The organism is Bacillus cereus group sp. BfR-BA-01492, assembly GCF_022662815.1.
Taxonomy (GTDB): domain Bacteria; phylum Bacillota; class Bacilli; order Bacillales; family Bacillaceae_G; genus Bacillus_A; species Bacillus_A cereus_BD.
In genome coordinates this window covers 23,303-42,488 of sequence record NZ_JAKUEH010000017.1, presented here as the reverse complement: position 1 = coordinate 42,488, position 19,186 = coordinate 23,303, and the positions used below count along the sequence as shown (strand labels likewise).

Sequence of the window (19,186 nt, the reverse complement as noted above, 5' to 3'; positions counted from 1 at the left end):
TGTAGACATCTATACCCTATCTTGCATAAACGTCATTATTGATATAAGTGACTACCAGCCTCTTTAAATTCTTTCGCTTTTTCTTTCATTCCTTTTTCAATTGCTTCTGTCGTTTCTAAATCATTTTCTTTTGCATATTCTCGAATATCATGTGAAATTTTCATACTACAAAATTTCGGGCCACACATCGAACAGAAATGAGCTGTTTTCGCTCCTTCTGCTGGCAATGTTTCATCATGAAATTCCATTGCTCTTTCAGGGTCTAACGATAAATTGAATTGATCGCGCCAACGGAATTCAAAACGCGCTTTTGATAACGCATCATCTCTTTGTTGTGCTGTTTTATGTCCTTTTGCAAGGTCAGCTGCATGCGCTGCAATTTTGTAAGTAATCACACCTTCTCGGACATCATCTTTATTTGGCAACCCTAAATGCTCTTTCGGTGTTACATAACAAAGCATCGCAGTCCCAAACCAACCAATCATCGCTGCACCAATTGCAGAAGTAATATGGTCATAACCTGGTGCAATATCTGTCGTTAAAGGCCCGAGCGTATAAAAAGGCGCACCTTGACAAATATCTATTTCTTTCTCCATGTTTTCTTTAATTAAATGCATCGGTACGTGCCCTGGTCCCTCAATCATGACTTGTACATCATGCTTCCAAGCAATTTTCGTTAACTCACCTAACGTTTCAAGCTCTGCAAACTGAGATTCATCGTTTGCATCTGCGATAGATCCTGGGCGTAACCCGTCTCCTAAAGAGAAGGAAACATCATACTGTTTCATAATCTCACAAATTTCTTCAAAATGAGTATACAAGAAGTTTTCTTTATGATGATATAGACACCACTGCGCCATAATCGACCCGCCCCGTGAAACAATTCCCGTCATACGTTTTGCTGTGAGCGGGATGTAGCGCAATAATACGCCCGCGTGAATTGTAAAATAATCCACACCTTGTTCCGCTTGTTCAATTAATGTATCGCGGTATACTTCCCAAGTTAAGTTTTCAGCAATCCCATTTACCTTTTCTAACGCTTGGTAAATCGGTACTGTCCCAACTGGTACAGGAGCATTACGAATAATCCATTCGCGCGTCGTATGAATATTTTTCCCCGTTGATAAATCCATAATGGTATCCGCACCCCAGCGCGTTGCCCATGTCATCTTTTCTACCTCTTCGGCAATCGAAGACGAAACAGCAGAATTTCCGATATTCGCATTTACTTTCACATGGAAATTACGGCCGATAATCATTGGTTCTGCTTCTGGATGGTTAATATTTGCTGGTAAAATGGCGCGTCCTTCTGCAATTTCTTTACGAACAAACTCCGGTTCTACCCCTTCACGAATTGCAACATATTCCATCTCAGATGTAATAATGCCTTTACGAGCATAATGCATCTGTGTGACATTCGCATCTTTCTTCGCTCTAAGAGGTTTACGACCCATTTGCGGGAACACAGGCGTATGGTTCGAAGCAGCTTTCACACCATCATCTTCCGGTTTGATTTCGCGGCCCTCATACTCCTCTACATCTCCGCGTTCCATAATCCAATTGCGACGAGGAGTTGGAATCCCTTTTTCTAGTTCCACTTTATATGCTGGATCCGTGTAGGGACCGCTTGTGTCATATACACGAATCGGGGGATTTGGCACTCCGTTTGTGTCACTTAATTCAATCTCACGCATCGGCACTTTCATACCTTCACGTGATCCATCCACATACACTTTCTTACTCCCTGGTAAACTCGCCTTCAATTCAATTTGCTCCGCTGAAACAGATTGTTTCATGATTTTTGTTTCCTCCCCTTTATCATTTCAAGAAATCTACCTTACCTAGAAACTCCAACCCATCTTCTAGGAAATTCGATTCTCCCTTCAGCTGCTAAACAGTCAGCTCCGCGTTTCTTGAATCCAGCTTCACCTTCTAGCCCCTCACGTCTAAAAACCTGCCACATAAGAAAGTAAAAAAACACTTTCTGTGCGGAAGAACTTTATACATTGGGATGAAACAGTCGGCTCCGCCTTACATGTGAAAAGGACGAGATTCAACTTGTGGCCAGCGCACGCCAAATGAAAAAGAGCCAGGTCCATAAAAAAATAAGGACCTGGCTCATAAAAGTCATCATTATGTAAAGCCATTAACTTCCCTACGCTGGTACGAGCCAGATCAGGTCCAAAGGGTTAAGAAGTTTATGTACTTCTCTCTCAGCCCACACATACATTGGGCACCCCTAGTTTATCACTGATTTAATTTTCAATACTTTTCTATCATACACCATAATCTGAAAAATGCAAATCAATTTACACTTTTACGGAATCATCCACGTTAAATAATAAGCTTGTACATACGTCATAATTCCAACGATAATGACAAAGAACAGACTATGTTTTACTGTAAAGCGGAATAAGTCGGATTCTTTTCCTGCAAGTCCTACTGCTGCGCACGCGATTGCAATCGATTGCGGAGAAATCATTTTACCCGTTACACCACCTGTCGTATTTGCCGCAACAAGTAATACTTCTTTTACACCCACTTGCTGTGCTGTAATCGATTGTAAGTTCGAGAATAGCGCATTTGCCGATGTATCTGATCCTGTTAAGAATACGCCAATCCAGCCAAGGAGTGGTGAGAAGAATGGGAATAATCCTCCTGTTCCAGCTAATGCTAATGCAAGTGTAGATGATAAACCAGAATAATTCGCAATAAATGCAAATCCTAATACAAATCCAATAGATAAAATTGGCATTTTTAATTCTTGCAATGTTTCTTTCAATGTTTCAACCGCTTGTTTTGCACTCATTTTTAATACAAAAATGGAAATGAGACATGCGATTAAAATGGCTGTTCCTGTTGCTGATACAATATCAAATTTTAATACAGCCTCATATGGCGTTGGTTTATTTACAATCGGTTCTGCCTTCATAACTAAATTGTGCAGACCTGGAATTTCAAACTTCATAACTAAACTTTCTAACGCCCCGCCTGGAGCAAATAATGCTTTAAAGAAATCTTGACTCCAAATCACTACCATAGCAGTCAAAATAATAAATGGCGACCAAGCTTTCACAACTTTTCTACCTGTTAAATTTGGCATAGATGAAGCTTCTGTTGTTGCTGCGGCTTCCACATTTGCTTGATTCGATTGATACACTTCTTTTGGCTGCCACACTTTTAAAAATAGCGATAAACATACTAAGCTGACAAGCGCTGATGTAATATCCGGAAGTTCTGGTCCTAAAAATGTCGCTGTAATAAACTGTGTAATGGCAAAAGAACCACCCGCTACAAATAACGCCGGCCATGTTTGTTTAATTCCCTTGAAACCATCCATTAAAAATACAATAAAGAACGGAACAAATAGCGATAAGAATGGCAATTGGTGCCCAGCCATTTGCCCAATTTTATGAGGATCAATACCTGTTACTTGCCCTGCAACTGTAATCGGTATTCCCATTGCTCCAAATGCTACTGGTGCTGTATTTGCAATTAAGCAAAGCCCTGCTGCATATACAGGATTTAAGCCAAGTCCTGCTAGAAGCGCTGATGTGATGGCTACTGGTGCTCCAAATCCTGCTGCCCCTTCCAAAAATGCTCCAAATGAAAAACCAATTAAAATGACAAGTAAACGATGATCATTTGTAATTGATAATACAGATGCACGAATCATGTCAAACTGTCCTGTTTTTACAGAAATTTTATATAAAAATACCGACATGATAATAATCCAAGCAATTGGCCATAGCCCATATAGAAAACCATATCCAGTTGCCGCCATCGCCATTGTAAATGGCATTTTATATGCAAATAGCGCTACCAAAATTGTTAATACAACGGTAATAAACCCTGCTACATACCCCTTCATACGAAAAACAGCTAAAGCCAAGAAAAAAAAGATAATTGGAATAAGTGCCACCGCTGCGGAAATCCAAATGTTCCCGAACGGATCATAAACTTGTGTCCATGTGTTCATTGTCCCTCTCCCTTTCTGTAATCCCCTTTTTACATCTCTGTAACCTTATCAGCATACTGTATGGTCATCATACCTTTAAGGTAAAAATAAAAACATTTAAGAAAACGTTTTCATTTTTTTATATCTATACTTTACCACATCATTTTTTATTTTAAAAACATTTTTTGAAAATTTTATTATTTTAAATGAGAGTATGGTTGATTCATTTTAAACAAACGTTTGATTATATGTTTCATTGTGCACACGAGTTGATGTTTTTCTGCTTTCTTCTTCAGCTTCACTCACTTTTTGTAATTCAAAAAAATTTGTCAGATTATCGGCGATATATAGTGAAAAATCGCTACTATGATGTGAGTTTATGCTTCTAGCACAAAAGAAAAACCTGTGTCAAAAAGTCATTTTTTACGACCTTTTGGCACAGGTTCTATCTTCTTCGTCTTCTCTTTTTTCTTCTCATCAGTTTTTTTCGCCGTGTATTGAATTGATCCGCTATAATATGCAATGTGCTAGCTGCAATAATTCCTAGTACAAATGTTATCAATCCTACTTCATGTTCTTTCGCTATATCGACTAATTTTCCATCCAATACAGTTTGATTGAATATGTATAAAAGTGGAGAGAAAACGAGTAACATGTACAATATCCGAATGAGATCACCGATTATAATTGTATGTGTCAAAAAAGAACGATGAGGCATAATACATTGGTACGGGTACCAAAAAATTCGAAGTAATCCCCATTTATTATAAGCACTACTATGGATATCTAAATCCGGTGTTAAAAAAAATGTACCTACTAAAAAGCCAATGGCAAACGTTAAGAGAAAATCAAAATTTGTTAGACCATACGAAACAAGCAAAAACAAAACAATCGGAAGAGAAAGTAAGTTGATTTTCGTATGTGTTTTTCCTGATGGCATAATGCACTCCTCGCTTATGTTCGCCCTCTAAGTACAGGACAATTCTTACCTATTGATTTAAATGTTGATCGATAAACGATGTATCTATGCCTGAACCAAACCAATTGGCTAATTTCATTTTTGCTTTTTCCTTTACATCTTCGTCTACATACATGGATGCCTGCAATAATGCGGCCGTTAGTGCACCTAAATCATCCGTATAACCAATGCCGGCTATGAAATCAGGAATCGCATCAATCGGCGCAATAAAATAAGCAAGCGCTCCAATAATTGTCGCCTTCACTCGTTTCGGAACATCTTGTCTTTGCAACACGTAAAACAGCAATAAACTTGCATAAATGACAGATTGACCTGCTTGTTTCGCCACATGCTTTATTTTCTTCCAAAATGCTTCCACTGAAAATTTTCTTTCCATATAAAAGCCTCCATATCTTGTTATACTTCCAACGAACGATCTTCTTGCATTTCAAAACATTCATCGCATATACATAGATTTTACCAATCAAATTGTATTTTAACAGACAACCCTAAAAAGAACAAGTGTTCTAGTTATTTTCATATGCTTGTTCTCATATAATCATTTTCTAATAGATTACATCGTATGTCTTCCCTTATATTTCTCAATATAAAATGTTAAAATTCTCTTAACATCTCCTTTTACCTTTGTTATATTTTCTAGTTGACGAACATATAAACCAATGTTAAAGTTTTTTTGGCAGTCACAATGAAAAATACAAAAAAATGTCAAATGTTATAGTGTTTCTCAGAATTGAATTTTGTTGTATAATACAAAAATGACGTTATACTTATGATTTAACAAAAGAAACCAAAAAGGGTATGCATAGTTAAAGTCGTATATGAGTAAATAGAAAATACTGCTCATAACAAGAGAAACTATGTATTTTTTATTTTAGCATTTTTCGCTCCAAAATCGACCAAGCCTGACAGAGAAAGGGTGGAATGGATGAAGGAATCTTTAAAATCACAATTTCATAATGTACGTTTTACTTTGTTCGTTGCTTTAGCTTTATGGCTAAAAACTTACATCATTACACGTACAAGTTTTGATTTGAAACTTGAATCTTTCATGCAAGAGTTTATCTTATTTATTAGCCCACTAGCAGCATCATTACTGCTTGTAGGTCTTGCATTATTTGCAAAAGGAAAGAAACGCAACTATATAGCACTTGGAATTGATTTTGTGTTAACAATCATTCTAGTTGGTAACGTAATGTTTTATGGATTCTATAACGACTTTGTTACTTTACCAGTTCTTGGGCAAACATCTAACTTCGGACAGTTAGGGTCTAGTGTAAAAGAACTTCTTAACTACAAAATCGTCGTTGCTTTTGTTGACATTATACTTTTCTTCGTACTGCTTAAGAAAAAGCAAGATTTCGCAAAAACAGAACGTGTATCACGTCCAATGCGTTCTTTATATTTTGTATCAACGATCGCCATTTTCTTTGCAAACTTAGGTCTGGCAGAAACAGAACGTCCAGAACTATTAACACGCTCATTTGACCGCGTTATGCTTGTTAAAAACTTAGGTTTATATGCTCACCAAGTGTATGACCTTGGGTTGCAAGCAAAATCAAGTTCCCAAAAAGCATTCGCTGATGGTAGCAAGCTGCAAGAAACAGAAAACTACGTGAAAACAACACAAAGCAAACCGGATCCAAACATGTTTGGGATTGCAAAAGGGAAAAACGTAATCGTTGTCTCTCTTGAATCCTTACAAACGTTTTTAATTGGGGCAAAAGTAAACGATCAAGAAGTTACGCCATTTTTAAACCAATTTGTAAAAGAAAGTTATTACTTTGATAACTTCTTCCATCAAACTGGGCAAGGAAAAACATCAGATGCTGAATTTTTAGTAGATACATCATTGTATCCACTTGATCGCGGTGCTGTATTCTTCACACACGGTAACAATGAATATACAGCGACTCCAGAAATTCTACGTCAGCAAGGATATTACACAGCTGTATTCCATGCAAACAACGCAACATTCTGGAACCGTAACATGATGTATCCAGCATTAGGATATGATCGTTACTACAACGAACTTGATTATAAGATTACACCAGAAACGAAATTAAACTGGGGATTAAAAGATATCGAATACTTTGATCAATCCATTGATATGTTAAAGCAAGTGAAGCAACCATTCTATACTCGCTTCCTAACGTTAACAAACCATTACCCATTCACATATGATGAAGGTACGAAATTAATTGAACCTTACAATTCTGGTGATGGAGTATTTGACCGCTATATGGTAACAGCTCGCTACTTAGACGAAGCAATGAAACATTTTATTGAACGTCTAAAAGCAGAAGGTATTTATGACAATTCTGTTATTGTATTCTACGGTGACCACTATGGTATTTCTGAAAACCATAACCGTGCTATGGCACAGTTCTTAGGAAAAGAAGAAATTACAACATTTGACCATATGAACTTACAAAAGACACCTATGTTTATTCACGTTCCAGGTCAAAAAGAAGGGAAAACAATCTCAAAACCAACTGGTGAAATTGACATTAAACCAACCATCCTAAATTTACTTGGTGTTGATTCAAGTAATGATGTACGCTTTGGTCATGACGTATTCTCACCAGATTATAAAGGATTCGTTGTTCTCCGCGATGGTAGTTTCGTTACGGATAAATATATGTATGCAAACAATACATTCTACGACCGTATGACAGGTGAAGTTGTACAATTACCAAAAGAGGAATCGCAAGCGTTAATTGATCGTGCACAAAATGAGCTCCGCATGTCCGATCAACTCATCGAGGGAGACTTACTTCGATTCTCAGAAAGCAACAAAATTAAAACAGGTGAAGTAAAAACAATTATTAAAGAAGACAAAAAGGGTGCTGAGTAATCTCAGCCCTTTTTTTATGCTAAAATTACATAATCTTCACTAAATATTTACATTAAATTCACGAAACATCTTTATAATTGAATTTGTAAACAACATTCCAAACCATTCTCTTCTCTCGTATTTTGTTCGATACATCCCCATGAGAAATGACTGGAATTTTGTTCACAACTTTCTAGTGTTACAGAAGTGACACTAATTGTCTGTAAAAGGCATTTTGCTTTGTCACTCACCAAGCCTTTAATAAGACAATGTCCCTATGAAATATAGCTACCCTCCTTGGCAACATTCCGTATGAATGTTGCTTTTTTTAATTGAAAAAGCAGGATTCTTATTTCTCATTTTCGAATTTGTATATACAAAATACAATAACAATACTGGCTTATATATAAAATATTGGTCACTCCTAAATCACAACATACAAATATATTTCATAACATTTACTATACAGAATGAGAAAAACGCCTCATCACGTATGTGATTTGGAAAGGATGGGATGTAATTTGGCATATGAAAGATTTATACTGTGGAACGAGACAATCATTGATGCACAAAAAAAAAATCCATACATAGATTTAGAAGAACGCGGATTACAATTTGGCGATGGTGTCTATGAAGTCATTCGGCTCTATAAAGGCAACTTTCATTTATTAGAGCCACATTTAACAAGGCTCTATCGCTCAATGGAAGAAATTGAATTATCACTACCCTTTTCGAAAGCAGAGCTCATTGTATTACTTTACAAATTAATCGAAAAGAATCACTTTCACGAAGATGGGACGATTTATCTACAAGTTTCCCGCGGTATCCAAGCACGTGCACATGCATTTTCCTTTGATTTACCTCCAACAATCTATGCTTATATCTCGAAAAAAGAACGACCTTCCCTATGGATTGAATATGGAGTACGCGCTATATCAGAACCTGATGTGCGCTGGTTACGTTGCGATATTAAATCCCTTAATTTATTACCGAACGTATTAGCCTATACAAAAGCAGAACGTAAAGGTTGCAAAGAAGCTCTTCTCGTTCGAAACGGTATCGTTACAGAAGGAAGTCACTCTAATTTCTTTCTTATAAAAAATGGTACTCTTTATACACACCCTGCGAATCACTTAATCTTAAATGGAATTGTACGCCAATATACGCTATCTTTAGCAAATAAATTAAAGATTCCTGTACAAGAAGAGCTCTTTAGTATTCGCGATGTCTACCATGCAGATGAATGTTTTTTTACAGGAACCACAATAGAAATTTTACCGATGACGCATCTTGATGGAACCGCAATTCAAAATGGACATGTGGGACCAATTACGAAATTATTACAAAAATCGTTCGTCCAGAGCTTCACAACTTCTGACATTTCTTTTCCATAAATACGAATAATGTTCCGCTCATTTTTTTCAAATATATGTATTTCAAATAAAAATCAATGTAAAGAATCTACCTTTGTTTCTGTCTTGTAACCTTTTTGTCATATTCAGATTCCTTCATAAGTCTTGACAGTAATCGACATGCCTTTTAGAATTTTTAACAGTTGGTAAATATTTCTTCACTATACTACAGACAGAAAGGAATCGACAAAACATGAAAAAATATCTTGCCGGTCTTGCGGCGGTGTCTGTAGCAGGAGGAGCAGCTCCAACACTTGATAGTGTTCAAGCTGCCCCAGAGCAAACTCCACAAAACCCTGCTACACGGTCTGTTCAAGTCGCAACACCAAATAGTTCAAATTACACTGTAACCGCTGATGTGTTACACGTTCGTTCAGGATCTGGTACTTCTCATCACATTATCTCTCGCGTGTACAACGGGCAGAAGTTAAATGTCATTGGTCAAGAAAACGGTTGGTTCAAAATTAACTTAAATGGAAAAACTGGTTATGTGAGCAGTGAGTTCGTTTCACAAGGCAATGCAACAAAACCAAATGTAAGCACAGGTGGAAAGAACAAAGTAACGGCTGATGTATTACGTGTACGCACAAGTCCTAACACTTCTAGTTCTATTATAGGCCGTGTGTACGAAGGGCAAACATTAAACGTAATCGGTCAAGAGAATGGCTGGCTTAAAATTAACCATAATGGACAAACTGGTTACGTAAGCAGCCAATTTGTATCTGGTGCTTCTCCAAGCGCTAGCCCTGCAAATAACAATAGTAATCATGCAACTGTACAAGCAGCAAGCGGAAACTATACGATAAACGTATCTTCCCTTCGCGTTCGTACAGGACCTAGCACTTCTCACACTATTTTAGGATCTGTTCGTAAAGGACAAGTTGTAAAAGTTGTTGGCGAAGTGCAAGATTGGTTTAAAATTAACTATGCTGGCCAATCAGCTTACATTAGTAAAGACTATGTAACAAAAGGCGGCTCTAACGACAATGTCATTCAAGGAAATCAAGAAGAGCCAAAATATCAAAGTGGTAGTCATGTAACTGTCCAAACTGGCGGAACTTACGTTGTAAATGCAACATCTTTACGCGTTCGTACGGGTCCAGCTACATACCATAGCGTAATCGGTGGTGTATTAAACGGACAAACATTACACGTAACTGGTAGCGAAAATGGTTGGTTTAAAATTAATCACCAAGGTCAAACTGGGTATGTGAGTAGTGAATTTGTAAAATTTGTTAAGGGCGGAACAGCTCAGCCAGAACCACCTAAACAACAGACACCACAATCACAGGGAGCTATTGGAGATTATTATGTAAATGCCTCCGCATTAAATGTACGTAGCGGCGAAGGTACAAACTACCGAATTATCGGTGCTCTTCCTCACGGCCATAAAGTTCAAGTACTCTCTGAAAACTCAGGCTGGAGTAAAATTAACTATAACGGACAAACTGGTTATATCGGAACTCGTTTCTTATCTAAAACACCAGTTGGTGGTGCAGTAGAAACAAAACCTAATACACCATCTAACATGCAAAACAATAATAATAACAATACAAATAATAGTGGTAATAACTCATCTATCCTTGCATATGCAAAATCAATGGCAGGTGTTCCATACGTATGGGGCGGAACTTCTGCTAATGGTGTGGATTGTAGTGGTTATATTTTCCATGTATATAAGAAATTCGGTCATAACATTAGCCGTCAAAGTGTGGCGGGATATTGGAGCAGCCTACCAAAGACTTCAAATCCACAGCCTGGCGACTTAATTTATTTCCAAAACACTTATAAATCAGGTCCTTCCCACATGGGCATTTATCTTGGTGGTGGATCATTTATCCAAGCTGGAGATAAAGGTGTAGCTGTTGCTTCATTAAGTAACTCTTATTGGAAGAGTCATTTCTTAGGTTATACGAAAGCACCTTAATTGATAGTTTCAGAGTCTTCTAGATTGCTAGAAGGCTCTTTTCTTGTTTTAAAAATATGTCGCTTCCTTTTCATTTCATATACTATATTCTATGAAAATATTTCATAACGTTACCATAATAAATCTCTCCTCATGAAAAGATATAACCTATTTCTCCTTTCTCCTGTTTATATGTGTTTTCTTCATGAATTTTCTTTTTATTTAAACTTTTATATGGATGTTTGACCTCAGAGGTCCGGTATGGTAAGTTACTTAAGATGTTATGTTTCTAGCAGTATAGACATCCGTTATTTATACTTTTTTACTATGAGAAAGGAGATTTACACTGCATGAATTTTTTATGGGGAATTGGCGGTGTGATTGGAGTATTAGCAATCGCATTTTTATTATCTTCCAATCGCAGAGCTATTAATTGGCGCACAATCTTAATTGCGCTAGCGCTACAAATTACATTTTCCTTCATCGTATTACGATGGGATGCTGGAAAAGCTGGATTAAAGATCGCTTCTGATGGCGTCCAAGGTCTTATTAACTTTTCTTATGAGGGGATTAAATTTGTCGCTGGGGACTTAGTAAACGCAAAAGGCCCTTGGGGATTTGTATTCGTAATTCAAGCACTACTTCCAATTGTATTTATTAGTTCATTAGTAGCAATTTTATATTACTTTGGTATTATGCAAAAATTTGTAGGTATCGTTGGTGGCGCATTAAGCAAACTTCTTGGAACTTCTAAAGCCGAAAGTTTAAATGCTGTAACAACTGTTTTCTTAGGACAAACAGAAGCACCAATTTTAATTAAACCGTACTTAGCACGCTTAACAAATAGTGAATTCTTTACCGTTATGGTAAGCGGTATGACAGCAGTTGCTGGATCCGTTCTTGTCGGCTATGCAGCTATGGGAATTCCGCTTGAGCATTTATTAGCAGCTGCAATCATGGCAGCACCTTCAAGCTTATTAATTGCAAAATTAATCATGCCGGAAACAGAAACACCAGATAACAACGTAAAGCTTTCTACCGAACGTGAAGATGCAAACGTTATTGATGCAGCTGCACGTGGTGCATCTGAAGGGATGCAACTCGTGATTAACGTAGCGGCAATGTTGATGGCTTTCATCGCATTAATTGCTGTACTAAACGGCCTATTAGGATGGATTGGTTCTTGGTTCCATATTAAATTGAGCCTAGATTTAATCTTTGGCTATTTATTATCACCATTCGCTATCTTAATTGGGATTTCACCAAACGAAGCTGTACAAGCAGCTGGTTTCATCGGTCAGAAACTTGCAATTAACGAATTCGTTGCTTATGCAAGCTTAGGACCACATATATCAGAGCTCTCTGATAAGACTGTTATGATCTTAACATTTGCAATCTGTGGTTTTGCAAACTTCTCTTCTATTGCAATTCAATTAGGTGTAACAGGAACACTTGCTCCAACGCGCCGAAAACAAATTGCACAATTAGGGATTAAAGCAGTTATCGCTGGTACATTAGCGAACTTCTTAAATGCAGCAGTTGCAGGTATGATGTTCTTATAAAATGATAAGCCCATTCCAACTCATTGGAATGGGCTTTTATTTTTGATTCATACACACCCCTTTCATATGAAAACTTCTAAACGAACAACTTCACTATATCCGTATGTATAAATTAAAATAACTATGATTCATTCTTATATAACTGTGCATATTACAAATACAAGCCTTAGGAGGAATCAAATGAAGCATAACTCTATAAAAGTATTACTACTCTGGATTGTACAAATTTTATTTTATTTTACAACCATATATATAACAACATATAAACACGCTATACTCTTTACAATTTCCTATGTCTGCATTCACATACTGTTTTTATTTATACCAGACAAACAGGCTTTTGTACTCTTTATACTTGGGACGATTCTTTCTGTATTCTATTTATTCTACCAGTCATGGGTTTACTTATGGAGCACACCCCTACAATTGGAGTATATGATTACACATTTCCTTATGATAGCTAACTTCTTCTTTGTATATATTTCAACTTATATGTTAAAACAAGTGATTCTGGAAAATAAAAAATTAACCGAACGAATACAAGTGTTAGAACAGTACATCGGTGAATCAAAGCTCCTAACAAGAACAGAATTTGAAAGACGCCAAACTTTGTTAATTGCTGCCATGAAACGTCGCAGAGAAACAGGAATGATTATCTATTTCGATTTCACATCTTTTAGTAAACATACAAAGAAAAGTGTTATGGATCGCATCGCTTCTTTATTACTTTCTACTGTACGACAAGATTTTGACCTTGTGGGAAAATATGATCATAATACTTTCGTGACTTTACTTCAAAATACAGATATAGCTGGCGCTGAAATTGTCATAAATCGACTGCATCCGAAAATGAAAGAATGGCTAACCGACGATGCAATACAACAAATTCAAATCACACAAAAGCAAGTGAATGGACAGGAGTCTAGAACCTTATGATGACACTCATTATTTTGCTATTCTTTCTCCTATTTTGCATACTTGTCCTTTTAATTAGCATCGTCTTCTCTATTAAATATGTTTTAATTTGTACTGCTTTCTTATTTTCAGCCCTACTTGCTTATTATTCATTATTAACGATTGCAGGGCTGATTCATCGAAATAGAAAGAAGAAAGAACCTTTATTGGAACATTATCCGAGTGTCGATATTTTCATTCCAGCACATAACGAAGGAATCGTTATGAAAGATACGCTAGAAGCAATAGCAAAGATTGAATATCCAGGTCAACTAACCATTTATCTATTAAATGATAACTCAAAAGACGAAACACCCGAAATTGGAGATGCATTCGATAAAGCTTATGCTCATATTCGCCATATTCGCGTTCCGCCAGGCGAACCAAAAGGGAAATCACGCGTATTAAATTATGGCCTTAGCATTTCTAATGGTAAATATTTTTGTGTATATGATGCCGACAATCAGCCCGAACCACATGCATTACGAATGCTTGTACAATATGCTGAAACAACCGAAGATGCAGTTGGTGCAGTGGGACATGTTCGAACGATAAATGAGAAACGAAATTGGTTAACCCGAATGATTTCGCTAGAATTTCAAATTTTCCAGCTTCTCATGCAATCCGGACGCTGGCTGTTATTTCAAACTGGCTCTCTTACAGGGACAAATATGCTCCTTCGCCGGTCTGCTGTAGAAGAACTCGGCGGCTATGATCCATATGCAATTGCAGAAGATGCGGAACTGACATTACGAATTACGCAAAAGGGCTATGTACTACCGATCGTCCCTGAATCTGTTACCTGGGAACAAGAACCAGAGCACTTAAAAATTTTGATTAAACAACGAACACGCTGGCTACAAGGAAACTTATACATTTTAGAAAAAATATTTTCTTCATTCAGTTTCTTTAAAGGAAAGTTGCTTGTCCATTCCTTACAGCAAGTACTCGTGTACCTTGTCTTTTGGTTATTTCTAATCATCTCGAATGTTTGGTTCATTGTAGGATTACTTGGTCTATTTCACATTCAATATACTATTCCATTACTATTTATGTGGTATGTCGCATATATTACGTATACTGCCCAACTATTTAGTTCGCAAAGTGTTGAAAGAACATTTACACCAATAAATATTTTCATTAGTATCATGATGTACTTTACCTATGCACAGCTCTTTACTTACTTATTTATTCGTAGCCTTATTCTTTATTTGCGTGCAAAAAGTAAAAAACAAGTCATCGGTTGGGATAAAACGGTTCGGTTCAAAAAAGAGAAGTAGCCCTATTTAAACAAACGTTTGATTAAAAAATAAGCACAGAGCGCCGTATGCTCTGTGCTTATTTTTTGACCAAAAGTCTATATATCGGACAAATACCCCTTAGCCGAAAGTAAGTTTCACGTCCATCCCCCAACGAACGATCTACTTTCATTTATATACGAAAAAGTGACTGCTATTTTTGTAAAACCAATTGCTTGTCTTGTTGCTCTTTCACTACTTGCGTCTTTGGTTCCGTGCTTTCTTGCACATTGCGATGTGCTACACGTTTCAAACAAATATGCTTCCACTTTCTTTCGTAACGTTTCATTGTTCTAGTTGTCCCCCTTGAATACGCTTAAAACTTTATTGAAATCGCTTACAAGAAATAATATAACATATATATGGAAAAGTGACAACACATTTCTGACAATTTTTTGTCAAAAATATGAATAACTTATGAAAATAATGCGAAAAAACACAAAATTCATTAGCTGATCGACCTTCTCTGTCGAATTATCGATATTATTTTTCGTAAAAAAAGAGCTGATCCAATCAGCTCTTTTTCCAATCATTTACGTTGGCGATTTCGCCCTTCTTTTTGCAACTCTTTAAATAATGAGGCTACCATAAAGAAGATAACAAATGCAAATGGAAACGCCGCAATAATGGAAGCTGTCTGTAATGCAGCTAAACCACCGACATAGAGTAAAATTGCTGCTAATGCTGCTTGAACAATACCCCAAATCAACTTAATGCGATTTGGTGGATTCAAACTACCATGTGTTGTTAGCATACCAAGAACAAATGTCGCAGAATCCGCCGATGTAATAAAGAACGTTGAAATCAGCAGAATTGCAAGTACCGATAACACAGGACCGATACTACCCATATGATCGAACACAGCGAATAATCCAACTTCTGTTCCCATCTCTTTAATTTGTTCATAAATATTTGCATGGTCAAATAATTCCATATGAATACCAGTACCACCAAAAACAGAGAACCAAAGTGCCCCAATTAATGTTGGAACGAGCAGTACACCAATTACAAACTCTCGAATCGTACGTCCGCGCGATACACGAGCAATAAAAGTCCCAACGAATGGTGACCATGCAATCCACCATGCCCAATAGAAAATTGTCCATGATTGAATCCATTGATTTCCGCTTTTATCTAATGGACTTAATCGGAAACTCATGCTTGGTAACTCCTGAATGTAGGCTCCAATTGTCGAAGTAAAATAATTCATAATAAAGTTCGTTGGACCTGCAAATAATAAAATTGCCATCAGTGCAAAAGCTAAAATAATATTCGTATTACTTAAATATTTAATCCCTTTATCCAAACCTGTTTGGGCAGATAACATAAACAGAACTGTTACAATTCCAATAATCACGAGTTGTGTTGTTAATGAATTCGGTATAGGAGTTAAATACCCAATACCGCCCGCGATTTGTTGTGCACCAAGTCCTAACGAAGTTGCAACACCAAACACTGTTGCAAAGACAGCTAATACATCAAATATATGTGCAACCCGCCCATGCTCTCCACTCTTAAATAAAGAGCCTACGGTCGCACTAATGGTACTTGGTTTTCCTTTTCGGAATGTAAAATACGCAATACAAAGCGCTACAAGCGCATATAGCCCCCACGGATGTAAACCCCAATGGAAAAATGAGAAGCGAAGCGCCAGACGTGCACTTTGTTCTGTAGCACTTTCTCCATATGGTGGTGCATATAAATGATTTAATGGTTCCGCAACGCCCCAGAAAATCAGTCCAATTCCCATACCAGCACTAAATAACATGGCAAACCATGTTAAATAACTATAATCAGGTTCATCATCATCTTTCCCTAAACGGATCGAACCGTATTTTGAAACAATTAAAAAGATAGAAATCCCTAGGAAAATAGAAACAGAAATAATATAAAACCAACCAAACTTACTAACTAACACATTCTGGATAGCGGTTGTGACATTTCCTAAACTTCCTTTTCCAATTATTGATTCAGGAATAATCCCCCAAATCGTAAATGCAAGACATAATACCAATGAGACAATAAATGTTTTCGTCAGTTTCCTCATCAAATCCCCCTTCGTAGGTTTCTTTCGCTTTGTAAAATGACATTAATTCCAATGTGTTAAATCGGATAAATTACAGTAATACTGCCGATATCTGTCTACAAATGTGTAAAATAATTGCCACCAATTAGAATTCTTATAGACAATTTGTATCTCCTTAAATCATCCTTTTACTTCCTTGAAAAGCAAAAGGTGAAGATTACAATGTCAAATGATGCGAGATAAATGCGGATAGGAATTTACTTTCCTAAAAAAAGATGTGTTACAGTTGTAAAAAAAGAGAAAATGCATGGATATTTACTCTTTCTTTTTGTAACAATTATGCGGTTTTTTGTTGAGATATATTACGTATTTTTAAATCTACACATAAAATATTTATGTTTATATAACTATATTAGTCATAAATTAGTAAAATACTCAAGGAATGTAACATATTAGTAAAGCTTTCGTAATACCATTGTAATATTTTTATCTCTACCGAAAAATAGCTACTATATCAAAAATGAAGGATATATAATATAAACTACTTAAAAATAAGGAATGAAAAACGCTTTCTATTCTTTTTTGATATGTTACAAAGTATTAATGATTCTTTACGAATGGTTTGTAATTCTGTGATTTCCCCAATTCTAAAAAAATCTGTTGCTATAATGAGGACACGAAAACAAACGCAATGGAGGCTATCATGAAAAAATTAATTGGTATAGCAACAGCAGCAGTTTTTGGTCTTGGGATTTTCACTACTTCTGCTAGTGCAGAAACTGTTGTAACGACAGACGTACTAAATGTACGAGAAAACCCAACTACGGAATCAAAAGTTGTAGGAAAAGTATTAAATGGTCATAAACTAGATGTTATAAATACAGAAAACGGATGGTCACAAATCAAATTTAATGATAAAGACGTATTCGTAAGTGCAGAGTTCACAAAAAGCATCTACTATGTAACTGCTAACGTATTAAATGTACGTGCAGAAGCAAACACAAATTCAGAAATTCTTGGTACGTTAAAGAAAGATGATAAAATCGAAACGACGAACCAAGTACAAAATGGATGGTTACAATTTGAATATAACGGGAAAACAGCTTATGTTCATGTTCCTTTCTTAACAGGTAAAGCTCCTGTAATAGAAAAACAAGAAACACAAGCTCCTGCTAAATCAGCTGCGCAAGCAAAACCTGCCATGCAAGTAAAAGCAGCTGCTACAAGTGCGCCTGCTGGCGGCCGTGAGTTAACGGTTGTAGCGACAGCATATACAGCTCATCCAAGTGAAAACGGCGGCACATATGGTGGCCGTGTATTAACTGCAATGGGTCATGACCTAACAGCGAATCCAAATATGAAAATGATTGCTGTTGACCCAAAAGTGATTCCATTAGGATCAAAAGTATGGGTAGAAGGTTATGGAGAAGCAATCGCTGGTGATACTGGCGGTGCAATTAAAGGAAACCGTATCGACGTTCTAGTTGGTTCAGATAGTGTTGCTAACAAATGGGGACGTAAAACGGTAAAAGTGAAAATTTTAAAATAATCAATAACTGCTAAATAATAAGCCAGTTCTCTTATATTTGAGAGCTGGCTTTTATTTTTCTATAATGACAGTAAGGAGGTAGAAATATGAACTTACAAGCAAAAATAGACTGGATTGGAACTCCGAAGTCTTACATATATAAAGATGGTGGTGTGACATATGATGCAATCTCCATTGATTTCTCGATTGAACAAGATGACAACCGCTATAAATTCATCATGCTGAAGCATGATGAAAAGACACATTATAAAATGGTCCAATACGGTGTTAAGCCCGGGTCACAAAAACCATTTCCAATCGATATTCCCTTCCGCACGGACATGCTTCCATTCATTAACAAAATTCTACAAGATCCTTATGTACAAGCCGTATTATCCTAAAATCAACCTTATGAAAAGAAACTATCCCGTTAACGAGATAGTTTCTTTTCTAGTTCATGCATCGGACCAGCAATTTCCTCAGACTTTCACGTATTATTTACTACAAGTGAATGATATAGTACTTTTCCATCTTCATTTACCGTAACCATATGGTCATTACTAAGGCTTTTAAACTTCACTGACCCATCACCATAACGAATATGATATTCCTCATACGTCATTACTTTATACTTCATAGCACTTTGCCTTTCTACATTGCGGACATCTATTATGAATCATTCTTCTGTAATTCCTTTTTTTCTGTTTTCCTACATTTTTGTTTATAATGG

Annotated in this window: 15 protein-coding genes, 1 pseudogene and 1 riboswitch; of the genes and pseudogenes, 8 read left to right on the top strand and 8 right to left on the bottom strand. The window is 36.6% G+C overall.

Going from position 1 to position 19,186, the window contains the following annotated elements; genetic code table 11:
* Positions 1–35 precede the first annotated feature (35 nt).
* From thiC to MR063_RS17720, 5 genes are all read right to left on the bottom strand, one after another.
* Positions 36–1,796 carry a phosphomethylpyrimidine synthase ThiC gene (thiC, locus tag MR063_RS17735; protein ID WP_242200435.1) on the bottom strand — a complete coding sequence of 587 codons (1,761 nt, stop codon included), beginning with the start codon at positions 1,794–1,796 and terminating at the stop codon, positions 36–38.
* A 41-nt stretch (positions 1,797–1,837) separates the two neighbouring features.
* Entirely contained in the window at positions 1,838–1,963 is a 126-nt protein-coding gene (locus MR063_RS21860; RefSeq protein ID WP_277927922.1) for a hypothetical protein, read from the bottom strand.
* 172 nt (positions 1,964–2,135) lie between these two features.
* Positions 2,136–2,251, bottom strand: a riboswitch (TPP riboswitch).
* Positions 2,252–2,317: 66 nt separating this feature from the next.
* Entirely contained in the window at positions 2,318–3,979 is a 1,662-nt protein-coding gene (locus tag MR063_RS17730) for a lactate permease LctP family transporter (protein ID WP_242200434.1), read from the bottom strand.
* 424 nt (positions 3,980–4,403) lie between these two features.
* Complete coding sequence (locus tag MR063_RS17725) at positions 4,404–4,898, bottom strand: metal-binding protein (protein WP_242144873.1); 495 nt, start codon at positions 4,896–4,898, stop codon at positions 4,404–4,406.
* 49 nt (positions 4,899–4,947) lie between these two features.
* On the bottom strand, positions 4,948–5,313 hold the full coding sequence (locus MR063_RS17720; RefSeq protein ID WP_242144872.1) for a YkvA family protein: 366 nt from the start codon (positions 5,311–5,313) through the stop codon (positions 4,948–4,950).
* Positions 5,314–5,862: 549 nt separating this feature from the next.
* On the opposite strand from MR063_RS17720, the gene MR063_RS17715 reads away from it, so the two are divergent.
* The 6 genes from MR063_RS17715 to MR063_RS17690 all read left to right on the top strand — a co-directional run bounded on the left by MR063_RS17715 (position 5,863) and on the right by MR063_RS17690 (position 14,884).
* Positions 5,863–7,791 carry an LTA synthase family protein gene (locus MR063_RS17715; protein ID WP_242200432.1) on the top strand — a complete coding sequence of 643 codons (1,929 nt, stop codon included), beginning with the start codon at positions 5,863–5,865 and terminating at the stop codon, positions 7,789–7,791.
* Positions 7,792–8,279: 488 nt separating this feature from the next.
* Positions 8,280–9,164, top strand: a complete 885-nt coding sequence (locus MR063_RS17710) for a D-amino-acid transaminase (RefSeq protein WP_242200430.1) — start codon at positions 8,280–8,282, stop codon at positions 9,162–9,164.
* A gap of 211 nt (positions 9,165–9,375) precedes the next feature.
* Positions 9,376–11,109 carry an SH3 domain-containing protein gene (locus MR063_RS17705; protein ID WP_242200428.1) on the top strand — a complete coding sequence of 578 codons (1,734 nt, stop codon included), beginning with the start codon at positions 9,376–9,378 and terminating at the stop codon, positions 11,107–11,109.
* A gap of 329 nt (positions 11,110–11,438) precedes the next feature.
* The gene (locus tag MR063_RS17700; RefSeq protein ID WP_242200426.1) at positions 11,439–12,650 is read left to right on the top strand and encodes a NupC/NupG family nucleoside CNT transporter; all 1,212 of its coding nucleotides are present in this window, start codon (positions 11,439–11,441) and stop codon (positions 12,648–12,650) included.
* 180 nt (positions 12,651–12,830) lie between these two features.
* Positions 12,831–13,586 carry a GGDEF domain-containing protein gene (locus tag MR063_RS17695; protein WP_242200424.1) on the top strand — a complete coding sequence of 252 codons (756 nt, stop codon included), beginning with the start codon at positions 12,831–12,833 and terminating at the stop codon, positions 13,584–13,586.
* Positions 13,583–14,884 carry a glycosyltransferase family 2 protein gene (locus MR063_RS17690; RefSeq protein WP_242200422.1) on the top strand — a complete coding sequence of 434 codons (1,302 nt, stop codon included), beginning with the start codon at positions 13,583–13,585 and terminating at the stop codon, positions 14,882–14,884. Before MR063_RS17695 ends, MR063_RS17690 begins: the two co-directional genes overlap by 4 nt.
* Before the next feature lie 172 nt (positions 14,885–15,056).
* Here MR063_RS17690 and MR063_RS21855 read toward each other — a convergent pair whose 3' ends face one another.
* Positions 15,057–15,191, bottom strand: coding sequence for a hypothetical protein (locus MR063_RS21855; protein ID WP_087095574.1), 135 nt, complete (start codon positions 15,189–15,191; stop codon positions 15,057–15,059).
* A gap of 240 nt (positions 15,192–15,431) precedes the next feature.
* Positions 15,432–16,949: a glycine betaine transporter OpuD gene (gene opuD / locus MR063_RS17685; protein WP_242144864.1), complete on the bottom strand. Its 1,518-nt coding sequence runs from the start codon at positions 16,947–16,949 to the stop codon at positions 15,432–15,434.
* Between the two features lie 682 nt (positions 16,950–17,631).
* Between opuD and MR063_RS17680 the strand changes: the two genes are divergently transcribed.
* On the top strand, positions 17,632–18,477 hold the full coding sequence (locus MR063_RS17680) for a cell wall-binding protein EntA (protein ID WP_242144863.1): 846 nt from the start codon (positions 17,632–17,634) through the stop codon (positions 18,475–18,477).
* 86 nt (positions 18,478–18,563) lie between these two features.
* Positions 18,564–18,857 carry a DUF3910 family protein gene (locus MR063_RS17675; protein ID WP_242200420.1) on the top strand — a complete coding sequence of 98 codons (294 nt, stop codon included), beginning with the start codon at positions 18,564–18,566 and terminating at the stop codon, positions 18,855–18,857.
* An 86-nt stretch (positions 18,858–18,943) separates the two neighbouring features.
* Here MR063_RS17675 and MR063_RS17670 read toward each other — a convergent pair.
* A pseudogene (locus MR063_RS17670) lies at positions 18,944–19,156 on the bottom strand (TcaA NTF2-like domain-containing protein); the annotation flags it as partial.
* Between the last annotated feature and the right edge of the window lie 30 nt (positions 19,157–19,186).

Excerpts from the sequence above, each read along its gene's own strand:
- thiC (WP_242200435.1), bottom strand. The coding sequence starts at position 1,796 with ATGAAACAATCTGTTTCAGCGGAGCAAATTGAATTGAAGGCGAGTTTA.
- MR063_RS21860 (WP_277927922.1), bottom strand. The coding sequence starts at position 1,963 with ATGTGGCAGGTTTTTAGACGTGAGGGGCTAGAAGGTGAAGCTGGATTC.
- MR063_RS17730 (WP_242200434.1), bottom strand. The coding sequence starts at position 3,979 with ATGAACACATGGACACAAGTTTATGATCCGTTCGGGAACATTTGGATT.
- MR063_RS17725 (WP_242144873.1), bottom strand. The coding sequence starts at position 4,898 with ATGCCATCAGGAAAAACACATACGAAAATCAACTTACTTTCTCTTCCG.
- MR063_RS17720 (WP_242144872.1), bottom strand. The coding sequence starts at position 5,313 with ATGGAAAGAAAATTTTCAGTGGAAGCATTTTGGAAGAAAATAAAGCAT.
- MR063_RS17715 (WP_242200432.1), top strand. The coding sequence starts at position 5,863 with ATGAAGGAATCTTTAAAATCACAATTTCATAATGTACGTTTTACTTTG.
- MR063_RS17710 (WP_242200430.1), top strand. The coding sequence starts at position 8,280 with ATGGGATGTAATTTGGCATATGAAAGATTTATACTGTGGAACGAGACA.
- MR063_RS17705 (WP_242200428.1), top strand. The coding sequence starts at position 9,376 with ATGAAAAAATATCTTGCCGGTCTTGCGGCGGTGTCTGTAGCAGGAGGA.
- MR063_RS17700 (WP_242200426.1), top strand. The coding sequence starts at position 11,439 with ATGAATTTTTTATGGGGAATTGGCGGTGTGATTGGAGTATTAGCAATC.
- MR063_RS17695 (WP_242200424.1), top strand. The coding sequence starts at position 12,831 with ATGAAGCATAACTCTATAAAAGTATTACTACTCTGGATTGTACAAATT.
- MR063_RS17690 (WP_242200422.1), top strand. The coding sequence starts at position 13,583 with ATGATGACACTCATTATTTTGCTATTCTTTCTCCTATTTTGCATACTT.
- MR063_RS21855 (WP_087095574.1), bottom strand. The coding sequence starts at position 15,191 with ATGAAACGTTACGAAAGAAAGTGGAAGCATATTTGTTTGAAACGTGTA.
- opuD (WP_242144864.1), bottom strand. The coding sequence starts at position 16,949 with ATGAGGAAACTGACGAAAACATTTATTGTCTCATTGGTATTATGTCTT.
- MR063_RS17680 (WP_242144863.1), top strand. The coding sequence starts at position 17,632 with ATGAAAAAATTAATTGGTATAGCAACAGCAGCAGTTTTTGGTCTTGGG.
- MR063_RS17675 (WP_242200420.1), top strand. The coding sequence starts at position 18,564 with ATGAACTTACAAGCAAAAATAGACTGGATTGGAACTCCGAAGTCTTAC.